15 protein-coding genes, 5 tRNA genes and 1 pseudogene are annotated in these 15,446 nt (G+C 60.8%); 6 read left to right on the top strand and 15 right to left on the bottom strand.

The annotated features are described in order from the left end of the window. Position 1 precedes the first annotated feature (1 nt). The 9 genes from DTF_RS0120790 to DTF_RS0120750 form a co-directional block, all read right to left on the bottom strand. A tRNA-Thr gene (locus DTF_RS0120790) sits at positions 2-77 on the bottom strand. A gap of 38 nt (positions 78-115) precedes the next feature. Next, positions 116-192: transfer RNA gene (locus DTF_RS0120785), tRNA-Gly, on the bottom strand. A gap of 121 nt (positions 193-313) precedes the next feature. Beyond that, a tRNA-Tyr gene (locus tag DTF_RS0120780) sits at positions 314-398 on the bottom strand. A gap of 46 nt (positions 399-444) precedes the next feature. Continuing rightward, positions 445-520, bottom strand: a tRNA-Thr gene (locus DTF_RS0120775). A 182-nt stretch (positions 521-702) separates the two neighbouring features. Next, positions 703-1,212, bottom strand: a complete 510-nt coding sequence (locus DTF_RS0120770) for a hypothetical protein (protein WP_155890895.1) — start codon at positions 1,210-1,212, stop codon at positions 703-705. 44 nt (positions 1,213-1,256) lie between these two features. Continuing rightward, entirely contained in the window at positions 1,257-1,997 is a 741-nt protein-coding gene (gene rlmB, locus DTF_RS0120765) for a 23S rRNA (guanosine(2251)-2'-O)-methyltransferase RlmB (protein ID WP_035058433.1), read from the bottom strand. A 3-nt stretch (positions 1,998-2,000) separates the two neighbouring features. Beyond that, positions 2,001-2,735, bottom strand: coding sequence for an orotidine-5'-phosphate decarboxylase (gene pyrF, locus DTF_RS0120760; RefSeq protein ID WP_027716880.1), 735 nt, complete (start codon positions 2,733-2,735; stop codon positions 2,001-2,003). Between the two features lie 2 nt (positions 2,736-2,737). Continuing rightward, positions 2,738-3,964, bottom strand: a complete 1,227-nt coding sequence (locus DTF_RS0120755; protein ID WP_027716879.1) for a DUF4388 domain-containing protein — start codon at positions 3,962-3,964, stop codon at positions 2,738-2,740. A 37-nt stretch (positions 3,965-4,001) separates the two neighbouring features. Beyond that, positions 4,002-5,717 (bottom strand): proline--tRNA ligase, encoded by a 1,716-nt coding sequence (locus DTF_RS0120750; protein WP_027716878.1) that lies wholly within the window; start codon positions 5,715-5,717, stop codon positions 4,002-4,004. 287 nt (positions 5,718-6,004) lie between these two features. Here DTF_RS0120750 and DTF_RS0120745 point away from each other — a divergent pair, with 287 nt between their 5' ends. The 3 genes from DTF_RS0120745 (at position 6,005) to DTF_RS26770 (ending at position 9,097) form a co-directional block, all read left to right on the top strand. Further along, positions 6,005-7,495, top strand: coding sequence for an AAA family ATPase (locus DTF_RS0120745; RefSeq protein ID WP_027716877.1), 1,491 nt, complete (start codon positions 6,005-6,007; stop codon positions 7,493-7,495). Between the two features lie 313 nt (positions 7,496-7,808). Then, a complete protein-coding gene (locus DTF_RS0120740; protein ID WP_027716876.1) occupies positions 7,809-8,504 on the top strand; it encodes a Bax inhibitor-1/YccA family protein in 696 nt (231 codons plus the stop codon). A gap of 452 nt (positions 8,505-8,956) precedes the next feature. Then, positions 8,957-9,097 (top strand): hypothetical protein, encoded by a 141-nt coding sequence (locus tag DTF_RS26770; protein ID WP_155890894.1) that lies wholly within the window; start codon positions 8,957-8,959, stop codon positions 9,095-9,097. 92 nt (positions 9,098-9,189) lie between these two features. Here the strand turns inward: DTF_RS26770 and DTF_RS24905 are convergent, their stop codons facing one another. From DTF_RS24905 to ispG, 4 genes and pseudogenes are all read right to left on the bottom strand, one after another. Next, a complete protein-coding gene (locus tag DTF_RS24905) occupies positions 9,190-9,651 on the bottom strand; it encodes an ATP-binding protein (RefSeq protein WP_051361529.1) in 462 nt (153 codons plus the stop codon). After that, positions 9,648-10,117, bottom strand: a pseudogene (locus DTF_RS26340) (flavodoxin-dependent (E)-4-hydroxy-3-methylbut-2-enyl-diphosphate synthase); the annotation flags it as partial. The pseudogene DTF_RS26340 and the gene DTF_RS24905, both read right to left, overlap by 4 nt. 57 nt (positions 10,118-10,174) lie before the next feature. Then, positions 10,175-11,161: an SHOCT domain-containing protein gene (locus DTF_RS25880; protein WP_027716874.1), complete on the bottom strand. Its 987-nt coding sequence runs from the start codon at positions 11,159-11,161 to the stop codon at positions 10,175-10,177. Beyond that, complete coding sequence (gene ispG, locus DTF_RS0120715; RefSeq protein ID WP_027716873.1) at positions 11,158-12,222, bottom strand: flavodoxin-dependent (E)-4-hydroxy-3-methylbut-2-enyl-diphosphate synthase; 1,065 nt, start codon at positions 12,220-12,222, stop codon at positions 11,158-11,160. The genes DTF_RS25880 and ispG overlap by 4 nt, the downstream gene beginning before the upstream one ends. Before the next feature lie 232 nt (positions 12,223-12,454). On the opposite strand from ispG, the gene rlmD reads away from it, so the two are divergent. Next, positions 12,455-13,885, top strand: a complete 1,431-nt coding sequence (gene rlmD, locus DTF_RS24895; protein WP_051361528.1) for a 23S rRNA (uracil(1939)-C(5))-methyltransferase RlmD — start codon at positions 12,455-12,457, stop codon at positions 13,883-13,885. A 6-nt stretch (positions 13,886-13,891) separates the two neighbouring features. Here the strand turns inward: rlmD and DTF_RS0120705 are convergent, their stop codons facing one another. After that, positions 13,892-14,110, bottom strand: coding sequence for a tol-pal system YbgF family protein (locus DTF_RS0120705; RefSeq protein WP_027716872.1), 219 nt, complete (start codon positions 14,108-14,110; stop codon positions 13,892-13,894). 211 nt (positions 14,111-14,321) lie between these two features. Between DTF_RS0120705 and yedF the strand changes: the two genes are divergently transcribed. Both yedF and DTF_RS0120695 read left to right on the top strand, forming a co-directional pair. Then, positions 14,322-14,903, top strand: a complete 582-nt coding sequence (gene yedF / locus DTF_RS0120700) for a sulfurtransferase-like selenium metabolism protein YedF (protein WP_027716871.1) — start codon at positions 14,322-14,324, stop codon at positions 14,901-14,903. 137 nt (positions 14,904-15,040) lie between these two features. Continuing rightward, positions 15,041-15,136, top strand: a tRNA-Sec gene (locus tag DTF_RS0120695). Between the two features lie 139 nt (positions 15,137-15,275). On the opposite strand, the gene DTF_RS27505 is transcribed toward DTF_RS0120695, so the two are convergent. Further along, positions 15,276-15,389 (bottom strand): putative nucleotidyltransferase substrate binding domain-containing protein, encoded by a 114-nt coding sequence (locus DTF_RS27505; protein ID WP_255342781.1) that lies wholly within the window; start codon positions 15,387-15,389, stop codon positions 15,276-15,278. Positions 15,390-15,446: the final 57 nt, after the last annotated feature.

Genomic DNA, 15,446 nt, shown 5'->3' with positions numbered 1-15,446 from the left:
ATGGAGCCCACAACCGGATTCGAACCGGTGACCTCTTCCTTACCAAGGAAGTGCTCTACCTACTGAGCTATGTGGGCAATCACTGTCGACCTGCGGAGAATGTTCAGTTTAATTTTGGAGCGGGAAACGGGATTCGAACCCGCGACCCTCAGCTTGGAAGGCTGACGCTCTAGCCAACTGAGCTATTCCCGCCCAAAACGTCAACTGGTCTATTTGAAGCTTTGTGGCCTCGGCTTCGACCGTCGCCCCAGTTCCTTTGGCCTTTGGCCTCCTGAGGTTGCGCCGCTCGAACCTTGTCCGGCAAGTATGCAATTGGTGGAGGGGGGAGGATTCGAACCTCCGAAGTCTACGACGGCAGATTTACAGTCTGCTCCCTTTGGCCACTCGGGAACCCCTCCAGGGGACGCGTTTAATTTTCAACGGGCGTACAGCCCGGCAGCTCACTGGAGCTGGCGACAGGAATTGAACCCGCAACCTGCTGATTACAAGTCAGCTGCTCTACCTATTGAGCTACGCCAGCACAGGGGGCGATTTATACATCAGCAGCCGGTAAATTGCAAGAAAAAATATTTTCCGACTTTGCGCCCTGGCAATGAAGCAGAACATATAGTTTATTTATTCCGCGTTGTCAACCCAATTTTGCGAATTTTCCCACCGGTCACAAGAAAAAGCCGGCCATCCCCTTCTTTCCTCAAAGGTGCGCTACTGAAGGTTCGGCTTGGGCTGATGAGGCGATTCGTCCGGATTCTGCATCGCGGACAGAAGCTTTTCGGCCATCTCTTCTCCTCGAAAAATACGCACCCTGGAGCACCCGACCGAAACGGTCAGCGCTTCCGGTGCGTCCCCCGCGGCAGCCCGCTTCAACCCCTCCGTATCCCAGGTGCGGACAAAGCGTTCTTCCATCCATCGATTGAATTCGGCAGGCTCCATATAAGCCCACATCTCTCCATGCTCGTCAACGACCACGGCGTGCCCTCTAATCAATTCGTTAAGAAGGATGATCCGCTCCTGGGCATACCAGCGTCCCCAGAAAGAGCCCCTCCCCCAACTGACGGCGGCAATGTCCACTTCGGGCCAGACGGTGATTTGCCCACGGGTTGATCCGCCATGCAGGAGCATCGACCATGTTTCGCAGCCAGGGGCCAGGTCTTCGGCCTGGTCCGCGGGAACCCTGGTCATCACTTCACGAATGTTTTCGGCGGTCACAAGCATTCTGCCATCCTCCGGAAAAAGCATTCGGAGCCATGCTTCCGAATCTAGACTTCACGTTGGCGCACCACTTCGAACAGAGCTACGCCGGCTGCAACCGAGGCATTGAGAGACGCGACGCCTCCGCGCATCGGGATGGCGAACAGTCCGTCGCAGTGCCTGCGAACATTGGGCCGAAGACCTTCCCCTTCGCTTCCCACCACCAGGGCCAGGTCGCCGCAAAGATCGGCGCCGTAAAGGAGTTCCGTCTCTGCATCCCCGGCCAGGCCGTAGACCCACACACCTTCACGCTTCAGTTCTTCAATCGTGCGGGCAAGGTTGGTCACTTGGGCCAGGGGTATGTGCTCCAGCGCCCCGGCTGATGCCTTGTCCACCACGGCGGTGACTGGGCAGGAGCGGTCCTTCGGGACGATGACTCCGTGACAGCCGGCAGCGTCCGCGCTGCGCAGCAGCGCTCCCAGATTGTGGGGATCGGTGATGCCATCGAGAAGGAGGAAAAAGGCCTTGCGTCCCGACGTCCGCCAGCGCTCCAGCAGTTCATCGAGAGAAACATAGGCGAAGGGCTCCACCTTGAGCACGGCGCCCTGGTGATGATGGTGTCCGACGAGACGGTCAAGATCCTGCCGCTCCCGCTGGCGCACCGGGATCCTTGCCCGGCCGGCTTCCTCCGAGAGGTCCTCGAGGCGGGCCGACTTCGCGTCGAGCAGGATAAAGAGTTCAAGGGGCTTTCGCCTCCGGCCCTGGAGGGCCTCCCGAACAGCATTGATACCATAAATCAGATCGGCCACTGTTCAACCATCCTCCAGGCTCGCGTTTATTTCCTCCAGAATCCTATCGGCGGCGGCAACGGGATCGGCGGCAGCCGAGATAGGACGCCCGATAACCAGGTAATCGGCGCCAGAGGCGATCGCCTCGGCGGGAGTGGTCACTCTCTTCTGATCGTCGAGAGCGGCAAAGGAGGGGCGCACTCCCGGAGTGACGATGACGAAGTCGCGGCCGCAGGCTTCACGAATCAGGCCGACCTCGCGGGGCGAAGCCACTACCCCGTCCATCCCGGCGTCCCGGGCGAGCCGGGCCAGTCGGGGGACCATCTCCTCCACCGAACGCTCGATGCCGACCTCGCGAAGGGTCTCACCGGTAGAGGATGTCAGGATGGTCACGGCCAGCAGCAGGGGGCGCTCTTTCCTCCCCCGCGGCCAGAGGGCATCGACCTCCGTCACCGTCCTGGCCATCATTTCCCGACCTCCCAGGGCATGTACATTAAACATCCTTACGCCCAGCCTGCAGGCTTCCACCCCAGCCTTGGCGACGGTATTGGGTATGTCGTGATATTTGAGATCGAGGAACACCTCTCCACCTTCGCGGCGGATCATGCGGACCACGTCGGGTCCGCAGCGGGTGAAGAGCTGTTTGCCGACCTTGAATACCTCGACCTTTCCGCGAAGCTGCTTCACCCAATTTTCCGCTTCTTCGAAACGGTCCACATCAAGGGCAAAGATGAGTCGGCTGCGGGCTGCGTTTTTCATTCCTACCTCCCAACCAGGTCTTTCACCCGGCTTGAAATCTTCTGGACCCGCCGGATCAGTTCCGCCGATGCCGCGGTTCCCAATTCCTGCCGGGCGACAATACATTCCATGTAGATCAGTTCACTGAGGGCGTCCGCCAATAGTTTCTTCTTGTCCCCTTCTTCGAGTCCGGCCAGATTGGCCAGAATCTTTCCTCCCACGATGGAACCATCTTCCTCGATGGACGCCTCCCTGAAGACATAGGAGAAAGGCTGAGGAAGATCTCGGAGGAAAAGCCGGATTTCCTGGTCAAAATCGGGGTTTTTGGCGGCAACCGCCCTGTAGAGGGCCGTCAGCGCTCCGTTATAGATGGTCAGTATCTCTCCGAGTTCACCATCGACGACCAGGGGTGGTGCCTCCTCGATGCGCACGGCCCCCTTTTCCACCAGTTGATAGAGAAGACGCAGTGCGTCGAACTCGCCCACTCCGCTGCGGCGCAGAACTTCCCTGACATCGCCCACCTCCGCCTCGACGAGCTGCATCAGGCGCTTCTGGGTGCCGGTCAGCCCTTCGGACTCCTGGCTTGCCGGAACCGGTACGGCATCGAGGGAGCCGATGCGGCGCATGAAGAGGGCTCGCTCGTCCACCCGGCGCAGCCCCTCCATGATGAGGTTCTGCGTGCTCATCGAAAGTCGGACGATCTCTTCGTCCTCCAGAGCCTTGACGATAAAGGCGTAGCCTCCCTGGTGAAAGGTGAAGAGGTGGTACACGATCGTTTCCACCTGGCCGCGGATGGCCTGCCAGAGATCCTTTGAATTCACGAAACCCTTCTCGACCAGGACCTTACCGAGGGGATTGCGGGCATTGACGAACTGGCGGGCCTTCTGCAGGGTGTTTCGGTCCACCTTCCCCAGCCCGTAGACGATTTCACCGAGATCTTCTTCGGCAAAGGAGCTGGTGGCGAAAACCACTTCCCCCTGCTGAAAATAGAGATCCTTGCCGCCGCCCTCCAGAGTAAAGCGGAGAATGCCGGTCTTGCGGAACATGTTGAAAAACGAAAGAAGGTCGGCGACGCCGAGGTCCCCCAGCAGCCCCGCCATGTTCACCTCCTCACCCGGGACGATGGTGGTCAGCAGAAGGTGACGGTCGGAATGGGAAACAGCCGCAAGCGTCTGCGAGCCGAGATCCCGGGCGGCGGCAGGCGGCAGAGGTCCGATGCAGCTGCGGCTGTCGACAGAGATCATTTTCATGGCCTTCACTCAGGAGGATGATTGCAAAATCGGAGCCTCAGGCAAGAGCCAGCCGGACGCGGTCAGTCAGCAGTCCTGCGGCTTCGGCCACGGGGAGCATGGTCCTTTCGCCTCCTTGCCGCTCCTGCAGTTCCAGGGCGCCCTCTTTGAGCCCCCGGGCGCCGACCGTGACCCGCAGAGGGATCCCGAGCAGGTCGGCATCCTTGAACTTGCTGCCGGGGCGCTCGTCCCGGTCGTCGAGGAGGACTTCCACTCCGGCGTCCTGCAACTCCCCGTACAGTTTCTCGGCGGCATCCTTTACTTCCGCATCATTGGGATTGAGCATCGTCACCAGTACCTGAAAGGGAGCGATGGGCATGGGGAAGATGATCCCCTGCTCGTCGTGGTTCTGCTCGATGGCCGCGGCCACCGTGCGTCCGACGCCGATGCCGTAGCAGCCCATGAACAGGGTGCGCTCCTTCCCCTGATCATCCAGAACAGTGGCGGAAAGAGCGTCGGAGTACTTGGTCCCCAGCTTGAAGACGTGGCCCACCTCAATCCCCCGCCAGCTCTCCAGGCGCCCCTCGCTGCAGCGGGGGCAGAGGTCGCCGGCGACGGCCTGGCGCAGGTCGGCGAAGGACTCGACGGTAAAGTCGCGATCCGTATTCACCCCGGCAAAATGGGCATCCTTTTCGTTGGCGCCGGTAATGAAATCGGCCATTCCCCGCACCTCGAAATCGGCCAGGATGCGCAGCTTCAGCCCCACCGGCCCGGCAAAACCGCTCGGGGCCCCCGTTACCGCTGCAACCACCTCTTCGGGGGCCAGTTCCACTTCGTTGCACCCGAGCAGCCGGCACAGCTTGATGTCGTTGAGTTCCCGGTCGCCGCGCAGCAGCACCGCCACCGTTTCGCCCTCGTCGGTCTGAACGATCAGCGTCTTCACCAGGCTCTCGGGAACCGTCCCGAGAAAAAGGGCCACTTCCTCCACGCTCTTGCGGGCCGGGGTCAGAACCTTTTTCCGCTCTTCGGCAGGGGGAGGAGCCGTCTGCCCGGAGTGGCGCAGCTCGGCCTTTTCCACGTTGGCGGCATACTGGCAGCTGTCGCAGGAAACAATGGCGTCCTCCCCCGAGGCGGCCAGGACCATGAATTCATGGGAGGAGGTCCCGCCGATGGCGCCGGTGTCGGCCTCCACCGCGCGGAACCTCAGGCCGCAGCGTTCGAAGATGCGCCGGTAGGCCTGGAACATCTTTTCGTAGGCGACGTCCGCCCCGGCCTCGTCGAGGTCGAAGGAATAGGCATCCTTCATGATGAACTCGCGGCCGCGCATCAGGCCGAAGCGGGGGCGGATCTCGTCCCGGAACTTGCCCTGGATCTGGTAGAGATTCAGGGGAAGCTGACGGTACGATTTCACCTCCCGGCGCACGATGTCCGTAATGACCTCCTCGTGGGTAGGTCCGAGGCAGAACTCGGTTTCCTTGCGGTCCTTGAAACGCAGCAGTTCCTTCCCGTACTGCTCCCAGCGCCCCGACTCCTGCCATAGCTCGGCGGGGATCACCATCGGCATGAGCAGTTCGATGGCGCCGGCGCGGTCCATCTCCTCGCGGATGATCCGCTCCACCTTGCGGATGGAGCGAAGCCCCATGGGCAGATAACTGTAGATTCCGGCCGCAACCTTGCGGATCATGCCGGTCCGAAGCATGAGCTGATGACTGATCACCTCCGCATCGGCGGGGGTTTCCTTCAGGGTATTGAGAAGATACTGGGAATAGCGCATGGGATCAAACCTCGGCAGGAGCGGATGAAATCGGCCGGTGGCCGGGACGGAAAAACGTTGAAAACCAGCGTTGTTCCGTCCTGAAACTTCGGAGGGAACAAGCGCGTTTCCGGACAGAAACTAGCGTATTTCGGCCCCGAATGCAAGTGCAATGAGGGGATCGGGCGGGATGCCGGACGGTGAAAACAACTATTCTTTCATGGACTTTTGCAGAAGGGATTGATTTAATGATTTGCCATCGAAACCAGACCGGACGACGCGTCCGTTTTTCCCTCCAAGGAGAACCCATGCAAGAGGATTTGAACCTTTCCGGCTTCAGCCGCCTGGTGGCCGCGGGAACCCCGCTCATTTTCATTACCACAGACAACGAAGGGCGCACCGAATCCCTGCTAACCCGGGCCGTTCTGCAAGGAATCAAAGGGATGCCCGGTCCCCTGGAATGGAACTGCGCGACCGGTTTCGCCGGCCAGGAGGGGACCGTCGATCCCCTGAGCGGAGTTCGCTGGGCCATCGATCGGGAAGGTCCCGGCATCTTCATTTTCAAGGACATGCACTGGTTCTGGAACGAAAATCCCTATATCCAGCGCGCATTGAAGGATTTCGCCGCCCTTCGCCGGCCCCAGGGAAAGAGCCTCGTCTTTCTCGGCACCGAACCGAACATTCCCCCGGCCCTTCGGGAAGATTTCCTCCTTCTAGACCACGGTCTTCCCGACCGCCTGGAGATCCTCGCTTTTCTCGAGGCGAATCGGGAGAAAGACCCTTTCCTGAAAAAGATCCTGGCCGAGGACGAAGCCCTCTCCCACCTGACCCTCGCAGCCCAAGGGCTGGACCTGGTCGATGTCGACCGTGCCCTGAGGCGGGCTCGACTGGAAAAGGGAGCGGGCCTCAGGGAGGTGGTGACCGCTCTCTATCAGAACAAGAAGCAGATCCTGAGCAAAAGCGGCATCATGGAATTCGTGGAGAATACCATTCAGCCCGACCAGGTCGGGGGGATGGAAAACCTCAAGGAGTGGATGGAAAAGAGGGAGAAGGCTTTCGGCGCCGGAGCCCTATCCGCAGGGTACAATCTCCCCAAAGGGGTGCTGATCATGGGGATCAGCGGCTGCGGCAAAAGCCTGTTCGTCAAGGCCATCGCCGGGCGCTGGCGTCTGCCGCTGGTGCGCCTCGACATGGCGACGGTCTACGAGGGAACCTTCGGCTCTCCCGAGAGCAGCTTGCGCAAGGCCTGCAAGACCGCCGAGGCGCTCGCTCCCTGCGTGCTGTGGATCGACGAGATAGAGGCGGGTATTTCCACTCAGGGATTCAAGGCGGAGGGAGGTCCGGCCTCCCGGGTCCTCGGCTACTTCCTCACCTGGATGCAGGAGAAGCGGCAGCCCGTCTTCGTCGCCGCCACGGCAAACGCCATCGAGATGCTTCCCGCCGAGATCCTGCGCAAGGGGCGCTTCGACGAGGTCTTTTACGCCGCTCTCCCCGGCTTAGGCGAACGGGAGGAGATTTTCCGCATCCACCTGAAGAAGAAGGAGCTCGACCTGTCAGCTTTCAGGATCGAGATGCTGGCCCATTCGGCCAAGGGTTTTTCCGGCGCGGAGATCGAGCAGACCGTCGACAGCGCCGTCTTCGAGGCCCTTTCGCTGGATCGCCCCATGATCCAGCAGGACATCATGGAAACGATCAGCCGCACCGTGCCGCTGTCGGTGACCATGGCCGACCAGATCAAGAAGATCGAGGCCTGGGCGTTCAAGCGGGCGGTGCCGGCGAGCCGACGGGCGGAGAAGTAGGCTGGAGGGCCGAAGACGGCTTGTCCGCCGTAGCCTTTGCGAAGGCGGGAGGACAGAGGACGGAAGTACAACCCTCCACCGGATTGGCGGATGTCCCTCCGGCCATCGAACCTGGAATTTCTTCGCGGCCTTCGCGGCTTCGCGTGAGCAACTGGTTAAAAAGATTGACAGAGGGGAGATTTGGGATTATCCAGACGGGGTGTCTCGAATCCGGCGTGGGTTAGATGCCCGCCACCGCCGCCACCGGAAGATTAACCCGGCAGCCGCCCGGGCCGGCAAGATTATTTACTCAAAAACGAAAGGAACATCCCGCATGGAACCGTTTGAAACGAGCTATCCTCGCAGTGCCGAACAGGTCATTATTGCCCAGAACACCCTCCTGCGGCAGGTCTACGCCTGGATGGGGCTGGGGCTGCTACTGACGGCGGCGATGTCCGTCGTCACGCTCTCCTCCCCGGCCCTGCTCGAACTGGTCTTCGGCAACCGCCTCGTCTTTTACGGTTTGATCCTCGGGGAACTCGGTCTGGTCATCGCCGTCTCGGCGGCAATCAACCGCCTGAGCGCCGCGACGGCGACCGCCCTCTTCCTGCTCTACGCAGCCCTGAACGGCATCACCTTCTCCGTCATCTTCGTCGTCTACACCGCCGAGTCGATCGCCTCGACCTTCGTCGTCACCGCCGCCACCTTCGGTGCCATGAGCATCTACGGCTACACCACCCGGCGCGACCTGACCAACTGGGGGAGCTTCCTCTTCATGGGGCTTATCGGCATCGTCATCGCCTCGGTGGTCAATATCTTCGTCGAGAGCAGCGCCGCCTCCTGGGTGATCTCGGCCATCGGCGTGATCGTCTTCACCGGCCTCACCGCCTACGACACCTGGAAGATCAAGGCGATGGCGGCCGCCGGGGCGCAGGGCCGCAAGCCGGCGATCCTCGGCGCGCTCACCCTCTATCTCGACTTCATCAACCTCTTTCTCATGCTGCTGCGCCTGTTCGGGAATCGGCGGTGAGAGGCCGGCGATTCTTCGCGGTCTTCGCGGCTTCGCGTGAGGGCGCTCATAAAGGGGTCGAGCGCTCACTCATAAAGGGGTCGCGTCTCCAAATAACAAATTTGATTTTTGGAGACGCGACCCCTTGTGTTCAGACCCCTTGTGTTCAACGCCGCCCGAAGAGGGGAGCAGATTCTTCGGAATGAGACGGATTTGCAGGCAGCGCTGGGCGTAAATTTATAAATTTCAAGGACGTCCCCTGAACTGGAACTGCACAAGGACGTCCCCTGAACTGGGTGACCAGATCAAGAAGATCGAGGGGTGGGCCTTCAAAAGGGCAATGCCGGCCAGCAAGACAGGCTGGCGGGGAACCGGAGGATAATCCTCCATTTGACATTCTGCCGGCAGCGGTTATAAATATACGGAATCATGAAATTGTCCTCACCCGACAGGGTCTTTCAGGAGGTGCAGCCATGAATGTTCCGGAAGAGTTTCGACCCCCGCAGAAAACCGAATCGGCTGATCTGCAGTCAAGCGCCACAGCTGAAGAGGGCTCAGAAGCAGCCCCCTTTGCCGTCATCTGGAAAGACGGGGAGGAGCTGAGGCTCTACTGACAGCCTTCTCCCACTCAACCACACCGAAATGACCAGCCCTCCCCACTGTGGGGGGGCCTTTTTCATTCCGCGCCGCGGCTGCGGCCGCCCCTTTAGTTTTTCTCCTTGCAAGAGGCGACGTTCTGTTGACTGGCGAACTTGATCATTGTCAACACGTTGCGGCCACCCTTCGATTCGTATCCGATCCGGTCCATGACCTCACACATGATATAGAGGCCCATTCCCCCTTCGGGCAGATCTTCTACCTCCTCCGCTGAAACATCGAGCCGCGGCTTTCGACGCGCCTCCTCCGGAGCCGGACGGCCGCGGTCGGCAATTATGCAGACCACGCGGTCCTGCTCGAGCCGTGCCTCCACTTCCACCTCGTGTCCCGGCTCACTATCGTAGGCATGGATGATGGCGTTGTTTAGCGCCTCGTCGAAGCAGGTCTTGACCTGTTGCCACTCCTCGGTGGTGAAGGGAGCGTCGTCGGCCATCCGGGAGACAGCCTTGCGCACCCGCCGCACCTCATCGAGTCGGCTGTCGATGGCGAGCCGGAGCGTTTTCCGGCTCATTCCCTCTCCTCTTCCGCCAGCTTCCACGCCTCCTCCACCAGTGCGTCTGCCAGCTTGGCCTGCGGCACCTTGCGCACCACCTCCCCCTTGCGGCAGAGCAGCCCCTGCCCTTTGCCACCGGCGATCCCGACATCGGCCTCCCGGGCCTCGCCGGGGCCATTGACCACACATTCCATCACCGCGACGGTGATCTTCTTCGGCAGGCCTTTCAGGCGCGCTTCGACCTCTTCGGCGACACCGATCAGGTCGATCCGGCAGCGGCCGCAGGTGGGACAGGAAACGAAGACGGGGCCGCGCTCGCGCAGCTCCAGGCTCTTGAGGATCTCCCAGCCGACCGCACTTCATCGACCGGGGACGCCCCAGGGGACGTAGTCAATTTGTCAAATATGCAGACATATCCAGTTGAAATTGCGATTATCAACGGCAGATCTTGACTTCTTTGCGACTCGATGCCAGTCCCTAATTCCCCATCCTGACCCGCACACCAGCGCTCTGACTCCCCGCCCATATGTGCTACAAGCCATCATTTGATCTTATTCAACAGTTCATTCTTTTTGAGGTTGTAATCCTCTTCTGAGATAAGCCCTTCGTCCAGCAGTTCTTTCAAAAATTGCAGTTTAGTTTTGATGCTTTCTTCAACGATACCTGCCGGTACCTGAACCGGAGCCGCTTTTTCAATCGGGGGTTCTTTTGTCTCAGCCTTCGGCACAGGCGCCGGGGCGGCTTTTTCCTTGGTCTCGATGACGGGAGGGGCGGCAGTGCCGACCGATTCCTTCAGCCTTTCAAGATCCGCCACGACCCACATGGGGGCTTGCCCGCCGGCTTCGAACTTATGAAGCGCCGCATAGGCAGGAAGTGAAGACAGGGAGGTGTCCGATTCCTTTATCTTCAGGGGGTCGGCGCTGGAATAGATCGGGTCGATGGCGTTGGTCTCGCTCGTCTGGAGCCTGGAATTGATGAGATTGAATGCGATGTTCAGTTGTCCGGAGGGCTCGACGAAAAGGACGCCTTCCGTTTTTCGGGGGTAGGAAAATATCCAGGCCTTGCCCTGGTTAAAGGAAGTGAACCGGATTCGCTGATCGGCGTCGACTTTTGCCAGCGTCTCCGCCAGGACGGGGGCCAGCCGCTCGATTTCAGCCGCCTGAAACACGGGTCCCGGCTTGTCCGATTCGCCTTTCTCGACGTAATTCAAATCTCCCATCAGCCTTTTGAGACGGAAAGTCTCCATCTCGTAGGGATGATCGTAAAGCTGAGGAACGACCGAACCTTTTTCCTGATAATGTTCCAGGGCGACGTTGAAGCCATGCTGCCCGGCGACGGTTGTTCGAACCCACTTGGTACTCGTACATGCGGAGGCAAAGACGGCGGTTACCAGCAACAGCAAAGCGATTCGTTTCATTTTGAGGTGTCCTTTGTAAACGTCGGCGCCCATCCGGTGGACGGCCTTGCGCACCGGCCGCACCTCGTCGAGGCGTCTGTCGAGGGCGAGCCGGAGCGTTTTCCCACTCATTCCCCCTCCTCTTCCGCCAGCTTCCAGGCCTCCTCCACCAGGGCGTCGGCCAGCTCGGCCTGCGGCACCTTGCGCACCACCTCCCCCTTGCGGAAGAGCAGTCCCTGCCCTTTGCCGCCGGCAATCCCGACATCGGCCTCCCGGGCCTCGCCGGGGCCGTTGACCACGCATCCCATCACCGCGACGGTTATCTTCTTCGGCAGGCCTTTCAGGCGCGCTTCGACCTCTTCGGCGACACCGATCAGGTCGATCTGGCAGCGGCCGCAGGTGGGACAGGAAACGAAGACGGGGCCGCGCTCGCGCAGCTCCAGGCTCTTGAGGATCTCCCAGCCGACCCGCACTTCATCGACCGGATCGCCGGTCAGCGACACGCGCAAGGTATCGCCGAGCCCCTCGTACAGGAGCACCCCGAGGCCGATGGCGCTCTTGATGGTTCCGCTCCAGGTCGTCCCCGCCTCGGTGATGCCGATGTGCAGAGGATAGTCGACCTGCCGGGCGAGCAGCCGGTAGGCCTCGACGGTGCGGCGGATGTCCGAGGCTTTGAGGCTGACCTTGATCTCCCGATAACCGAGATCCTCCAGGATGCGGATGTGCCCCAATGCGCTCTCGACCATCGCCTCGGGGGTCGGGTGGCCGTATTTTACGAGCAACTCCTTCTCCAGCGAGCCGCCGTTGACTCCAATGCGGATCGGCACGCTCCTTTCGGCGCAGACCCTGACCACCTCTTCGACCTTCCAGCGCTCGCCGATGTTGCCGGGATTGAGGCGCAGACCGGCCACCCCCGATTCGAGAGATGTGAGGGCAAGCCGGTAGTCGAAATGGATGTCGGCGATCACCGGCAGGCGACAGCCGGAAACAATCGTCCGGAGGGCTTCAGCGGCCTCGATGTCGGGAACCGCGCAGCGCACGATCTCGCAACCGGCCTCTTCAAGGCGGCCGATCTGCTCCAGGGTGGAGGCGACGTCCCGGGTATCGGTGTTGCACATCGACTGCACGGATATCGGCGCGCCGCCGCCTACGGCGACGCCTCCTACGTTGATCTGGCGGGTGGTGCGTGGCATTTATAGAGCTCCATTTGAATTCGTGAGGCGTGAGGAGCACAGGCAACTCGCACTTGCTCCGGAAGTGGATTTTACTCCTCACACCTTACTCCTCACGCCTCACGAGGAACAGAGGGAGTTTACCGGCGGAATACCTGATTCGTCAAGGACGACGGATGATTGACAATCACGCCGGTGAGGGGGTAATGTGCCACATCCGAAAAACACGCACCGCCGGAGGCATTTACCAGTTATGGCAAAAGGACCTGAAAAACCGCGCAAAGCATCAAAACGCCCATTCCCTCCGACCGTCGAGGCCGAGATCGAACGGCTCAACGACGACGGCATAGGCGTCGCCCATCACCAGGGGAAAGAACTGCTGGTGGCCGGCGCTCTCAAGGGGGAGAAAGTCGCGGTCACCCTTGAGCACGAAGGGCAGCGCCGGGCGATCGGCCGGCTTCGCAAGGTCCTGGCGGCCAGCCCCCAGCGCGTCGCCTCTCCCTGCAAACAGGCCGCAAGCTGCCAGGGATGCTCGCTGATCGCCATGAACTATCGGGCCCAGATTTACTTCAAGAAGGACAAGGTCCGCCACGCCCTCGACCGCTACGATTCCCTGAAGAAGGTCCCGGCCCATCCGGTCTGGGAAGCTCCCAACCCCTTCGGCTACCGCACCAACGCCAAGCTGGTCATGGACAAGGAGCGGGGGCGGGTGAAGATCGGCCTGTACCGGCGCGGGACCCACGACGTCGTCGACATCGGCGACTGCCCTCTTCATCACCCGCTGATCAACCGCATCGTGGCCGTGGTGAAGGAGGAGATGGAGCGCCAGGACATCTATGTCTACAACCCGCTGACCCGCCGGGGTCTGATGCGCTACCTGCTGGTCAAGGTCAGCCCTTCTCTGAACAAGGCCATGGTGACTTTCGTCACCGCCGAGCGAAACTTCCGCGAGGTCACCCATCTGGCGAAGTGGCTGAAAAAGAAGGTCCCCGAGGTGGTATCGGTTCAGCAGAACGTCAACGCCTCGGAGGGGAACGTCATCCTCGGCCGGGACACCTCGCTGGTCCTCGGCGCCCCCGACCTGATCGATCAGGTGGGGGAAATCCGCCTGCGCATCTCCCCCACCTCCTTCTTCCAAGTGAACAACGAACAGGCCGCCCGCATCTACGCCCTGGCGCGGCAGTGGGCCGCTCTCTCCGCCGGGGATTGGGCCGTCGATCTCTACTGCGGCATCGGCGGCATCGCCCTGCATCTGGCCCGGGACGGGGGCCGCGTCATCGGCATCGAGGTGGTGGAGGAGGCAGTGCACAATGCCCGGGAAAACGCCCGACTGAATAACAGCAGAGGATGCACCTTTGTGGCCGGGGACGCCGCCGAACTGGTCCACGATCTGGCCATGGAAGTTCCGCCGGGAAGCGTGGCGGTCGTCAATCCTCCCCGCAGCGGGTGCGATCGCGAGGTGCTGGAGTCCCTGACGGAGCTTAGGCCGCGCACCCTCCTCTACGTCTCCTGCAACCCGGAAACCCTGGCCCGGGATCTGGACATCCTCGCCGCCCTCGGTTACCGCACCGAAGAGGTCCAGCCGGTCGACATGTTCCCCCAGACGCCCCACGTGGAATCAGTGGCCCGCCTCGTGCCGGCTCCCCGCGAAAAGACGAAGGGGAGGAGCGTGAAGAAGGTCTAGTCTAGCCTAGCCGCCCTTCCCTTCCAGCTCCGCCAGGCGCTCCTTCGCCCGGTCAGCGTAGGGCGAATCGGGGTATTTCTCGATGATTTCCCGATAGAGCTTTCCGGCATGTTCCCGGTTGAACTGCTGTTCCTCGAAACCGGCGGTCTCGTACAGTTCCTCCGCCCGGTCGCTGCAGCCTGCCAGGGCGAGGGAGAGGCAAAGGAGCACCAGTAATTTCCGCATGTTTTCCTCCGAAGGTCAAAAGCAGAAAAGCATTCGCACGCTGCGACGCCACGAATGCCAAGCAAAGTCGGCTGCTATAAAGCTGCGCCGTTGGCGTGAGCAAGATGTTCATCCCTGTGCCCTGGTGACCCTCGACGCTCTTGCAAAACACCCTCCGACCCTTTATAGTATCCCGAACTTACCAAAATAAAACCACGGAATAAGAGACCCCATGAATACCCTCGATTGCCGCGCCCACAGGTGCCCCCATCCCGTCGTTGAAACCCGCAAGCTCCTGCTGGCCGAGCCGGACGCCGAATTGACCGTCCTGGTCGGAGACGAGACGGCCCGGGAGAACGTATCCCGGCTGGCCGCCGGCAAGGGCTACAAGGTCCGGGTGGAGGACACCGAAGGCGGATTCGCCCTGGTGCTTATCCCCAGTGAGCAGCCTGTCGAAACGACGGGCCCGGCCGTGCAGGGGAAAACGGTGGCGTTCATTTCTTCCGACGCCATGGGAAACGGCAGCGACGAACTCGGTCGCCTGCTCATGAAAAACTTCCTGTTCACCCTGACCGAGCTGGAGACGGCGCCCGACGTGCTTCTTTTCGTCAACGCCGGGGTGAAGCTGACGTGCGAAGGCTCCGAGGCGTTGGAAGCCCTCGAAAAGCTCGCCTGCATGGGGTCGGACATCGCTTCCTGCGGATTGTGCCTCGATTATTTTCACCTGAAGGATAAGCTGGCGGCGGGAAGAACGACCAACATGCTCGACATCGCCGAGACGCTGCAGAAGGCCGGGCGGACCATCCGGCCCTGAAAAGCCGATGCACCTTCGGCCGCATTGGCTCGTCGGATGCGCCTCGACGTACTTCATACGTACGCCTGCGGCGCCTCCTCCTCACCGCCTTGCCATGCAACCGAAATCGCATCGGCAGTCAACGGCATCTTATATATGGGAGTAGATCGTAGCCTGGTGGCGCGCCCGGTCTTCAAAACCGGTGGGGGGCGTATCCCGTCCCCGGTGGGTTCGATTCCCATCTACTCCCGCCAATCTGCTTTACCTTCTGAAAAACACCAAAATTCTTCCATAATTGGCGACAAAGGCCGAGCTCTTGTGGATTTCACCGTCCGCAGAGGTTGGCCTTTTCGTTCTCTGTCACCAGGAAACTTGTTCTCCGAGTGGTGATGCCTACAGAAGTCCCGAGCCGAAATGCCTCTTTGTTGAATCCTGAAGCTTGGCGGCTACACGGAAGGATTCCCTGAGAAGATCCTGCTCGTTTTTGGAGAGGGAATGGGGGTCGATGTAATGGGAAGGTTCCTTACCCTGGGAAGTGAGGGAGATTTCATGGCGCAGCCTCAG

Source organism: Desulfuromonas sp. TF (assembly GCF_000472285.1).
GTDB lineage: Bacteria > Desulfobacterota > Desulfuromonadia > Desulfuromonadales > ATBO01 > ATBO01.
The sequence above is the reverse complement of the archived record's forward strand: the minus strand, read 5'-3'. Positions and strand labels throughout refer to the sequence as shown.

Bases quoted from the DNA above. Each gene is read 5' to 3' on its own strand.
- DTF_RS0120770 (WP_155890895.1), bottom strand. From the start codon at position 1,212: ATGCTTGTGACCGCCGAAAACATTCGTGAAGTGATGACCAGGGTTCCC.
- pyrF (WP_027716880.1), bottom strand. From the start codon at position 2,735: ATGAAAAACGCAGCCCGCAGCCGACTCATCTTTGCCCTTGATGTGGAC.
- DTF_RS0120755 (WP_027716879.1), bottom strand. From the start codon at position 3,964: ATGAAAATGATCTCTGTCGACAGCCGCAGCTGCATCGGACCTCTGCCG.
- DTF_RS0120750 (WP_027716878.1), bottom strand. From the start codon at position 5,717: ATGCGCTATTCCCAGTATCTTCTCAATACCCTGAAGGAAACCCCCGCC.
- DTF_RS0120745 (WP_027716877.1), top strand. From the start codon at position 6,005: ATGCAAGAGGATTTGAACCTTTCCGGCTTCAGCCGCCTGGTGGCCGCG.
- DTF_RS0120740 (WP_027716876.1), top strand. From the start codon at position 7,809: ATGGAACCGTTTGAAACGAGCTATCCTCGCAGTGCCGAACAGGTCATT.
- DTF_RS26770 (WP_155890894.1), top strand. From the start codon at position 8,957: ATGAATGTTCCGGAAGAGTTTCGACCCCCGCAGAAAACCGAATCGGCT.
- DTF_RS24905 (WP_051361529.1), bottom strand. From the start codon at position 9,651: ATGAGCCGGAAAACGCTCCGGCTCGCCATCGACAGCCGACTCGATGAG.
- DTF_RS25880 (WP_027716874.1), bottom strand. From the start codon at position 11,161: ATGAGTGGGAAAACGCTCCGGCTCGCCCTCGACAGACGCCTCGACGAG.
- ispG (WP_027716873.1), bottom strand. From the start codon at position 12,222: ATGCCACGCACCACCCGCCAGATCAACGTAGGAGGCGTCGCCGTAGGC.
- rlmD (WP_051361528.1), top strand. From the start codon at position 12,455: ATGGCAAAAGGACCTGAAAAACCGCGCAAAGCATCAAAACGCCCATTC.
- DTF_RS0120705 (WP_027716872.1), bottom strand. From the start codon at position 14,110: ATGCGGAAATTACTGGTGCTCCTTTGCCTCTCCCTCGCCCTGGCAGGC.
- yedF (WP_027716871.1), top strand. From the start codon at position 14,322: ATGAATACCCTCGATTGCCGCGCCCACAGGTGCCCCCATCCCGTCGTT.